We start from the raw sequence: 2,537 nt of genomic DNA on the forward strand, positions 1-2,537 counted from the left end.
CACCTACCTGCCGGTGCACGACCTGCCGCCGGATCGCGATCAGGCGACCATCCCGCTGGAGCAGCGCGCCAAGATCGAGGCCGAGCTCGCCGCCGCGCGCGATCGCCAGGCCGCTGCCGGCAAGGACGCGAAATGAGGCGCCGCAAGGTAATCGCTGGCGCCCCCGCCTTGCCGTGCTAAAAGATCCCGGTTCAGCCGAGAGTCAGGGCGAACGACTTCAGTCTTCGTTGTCGATGATTGCTCTAAGCATTTGATTTTGAGTAGTTTTCACGACGATCCTGAGCGCCTTTCCGAATCGTCGTCCGTCCTGTCGATTCTGTCTTGACCGGTTGCCCGGAGCCCAGAGAGCCATGGAAGAATTTTACCGCATCCGCCGCCTTCCGCCTTACGTGTTCGAGCAGGTCAACCGGGCCAAGGCGGCCGCGCGGAATGCTGGCGCCGACATCATCGACCTCGGCATGGGCAATCCGGACCTGCCGGCCCCGGCGCATGTGCTGGAGAAGCTGAAGGAGACGCTGGGCAAGCCGCGCACCGATCGCTACTCGGCGTCCCGCGGTATCCCCGGACTGCGCCGGGCCCAAGCCGGCTACTACGCCCGCCGCTTCGGCGTGAAGCTCAACCCCGACACTCAGATCGTGGCGACGCTCGGCTCGAAAGAGGGCTTTGCCAATGTGGCGCAGGCGATCACGGCGCCCGGCGACGTCATCCTCTGTCCGAACCCGAGCTACCCGATTCACGCCTTCGGCTTTTTGATGGCGGGCGGCGTCATCCGCTCGGTGCCCTCCGAGCCGACGCCGCAGTTCTTCGAGGCGGTGGAGCGGGCGATCGTGCATTCGATCCCGAAGCCGCTCGCGCTCGTCGTCTGCTATCCTTCGAACCCGACCGCCTATGTCGCGAGCCTGGACTTCTATAAGGACCTCGTCGCCTTCGCGAAGAAGCACGAGATCCTGATCCTGTCCGATCTCGCTTATGCCGAGGTCTATTTCGACGAGAACAATCCGCCGCCCTCGGTGCTCCAGGTGCCGGGTGCGATCGATGTCACCGTCGAGTTCACCTCGATGTCGAAGACCTATTCGATGGCCGGCTGGCGCATGGGCTTCGCGGTCGGCAATGAGCGGGTGATCGCGGCGCTCGCCCGCGTCAAATCCTACCTCGATTACGGCGCCTTCACGCCGGTCCAGGTCGCGGCGACCGCGGCGCTGAACGGCCCTGACGAGTGCGTCAAGGAGATGCGCGACACCTACCGCAAGCGCCGCGATGCGCTGGTTGAATCGTTCGGCCGCGCAGGCTGGGAGATTCCGCCGCCGGAGGCCTCGATGTTCGCCTGGGTGCCGCTGCCGGAAGCCTTCCGCAGCGTCGGCAGCATGCAGTTCGCGACCCTGATGGTCGAGAAATCCGGCGTCGCGGTGTCGCCCGGCGTCGGCTTCGGCGAGCATGGTGAAGGATATGTCCGCATCGCCATGGTGGAAAACGAGCAACGGATCAGGCAGGCCGCGCGCGGCGTGCGACGCTTCCTTGAAAGCGGCATCGAAACGTTGCACAACGTCGTTCCGCTCGCCAATCGGCGTTAAGTTCTCTTCGGCAGGTTTTCTAAGACATCATGGTTGCACCCCTGAAAGTGGGCATAGCGGGGCTCGGCACCGTGGGCGCCGAAGTGGTCCGTTTGATTGAAACGCAGGCCCGTGTGCTCGCGGGCCGCAGCGGCCGCGGCATCCGTGTCGTTGCCGTCACCGCGCGCTCGAAGGCGAAGAAGCGCGGCGTCGATCTGCGCGGCGTCGAATGGGCCAGGGATCCGATGGCGCTGGCCACTCATCCCGGCATCGATTGCTTCGTCGAGCTGATGGGTGGCGCGGGCGATCCCGCCCTGTCGGCGGTCGAGGCCGCACTCAGCTCCGGCAAGTCGGTCGTCACCGCCAACAAGGCGCTGCTGGCCAAGCACGGTCTCAAGCTCGCCAAGGCGGCCGAAAAGCACGGCGGTGCGCTGAATTATGAGGCAGCCGTCGGCGCCGCGATCCCCGTCATCAAGACGTTGCGCGAGGGTCTCGCCGGAACCGGCATCAACCGCGTCTACGGTATCCTCAACGGCACCTGCAATTACATCCTGACCCGGATGGAGCAGGAAGGTCTGTCCTTCGCCGAATGCCTCAAGGACGCGCAGCGGCTCGGTTATGCCGAGGCCAACCCGTCCTTCGATGTGGATGGTCACGACACCGCGCAAAAACTTGCAATCCTTGCCAGCCTCGCCTTCGGCACGAAAGTTGCTCAAAGCGCGGTGTATGTCGAAGGTATCTCGTCCATCGCACCGGAAGATCTGCGCGCGGCCTCCGATCTCGGCTACCGCGTCAAGCTGCTCGGCGTTGCGGTGCGCACCGCCAAGGGCATCGAGCAGCGCGTGCATCCGACCATGGTCCCCAAATCCTCCTCGATCGCGCAGGTGATGGGTGTCACCAATGCGGTCACGATCGACGGCGAGGGCATTCCGCCGATCACGCTTGTCGGTCCCGGCGCCGGCGGCGCCGCGACGGCATCCGCCGTGG

The 2,537-nt window shown here is 65.1% G+C and carries 2 protein-coding genes; both read left to right on the forward strand.

What is annotated here, in order from left to right; genetic code table 11:
* The first annotated feature begins 350 nt into the window (after nucleotides 1-350).
* Nucleotides 351-1,571, forward strand: coding sequence for an LL-diaminopimelate aminotransferase (locus tag MOV74_RS35895; RefSeq protein WP_246931967.1), 1,221 nt, complete (start codon nucleotides 351-353; stop codon nucleotides 1,569-1,571).
* 29 nt (nucleotides 1,572-1,600) lie between these two features.
* A partial coding sequence (locus tag MOV74_RS35900; RefSeq protein ID WP_246931969.1) for a homoserine dehydrogenase occupies nucleotides 1,601-2,537 on the forward strand: 937 nt, incomplete at its 3' end.

Source organism: Bradyrhizobium sp. SHOUNA76 (assembly GCF_023006445.1).
In the GTDB taxonomy this organism is placed as follows: Bacteria; Pseudomonadota; Alphaproteobacteria; order Rhizobiales; family Xanthobacteraceae; genus Bradyrhizobium.

Bases quoted from the DNA above. Each gene is read 5' to 3' on its own strand.
- MOV74_RS35895 (WP_246931967.1), top strand. From the start codon at position 351: ATGGAAGAATTTTACCGCATCCGCCGCCTTCCGCCTTACGTGTTCGAG.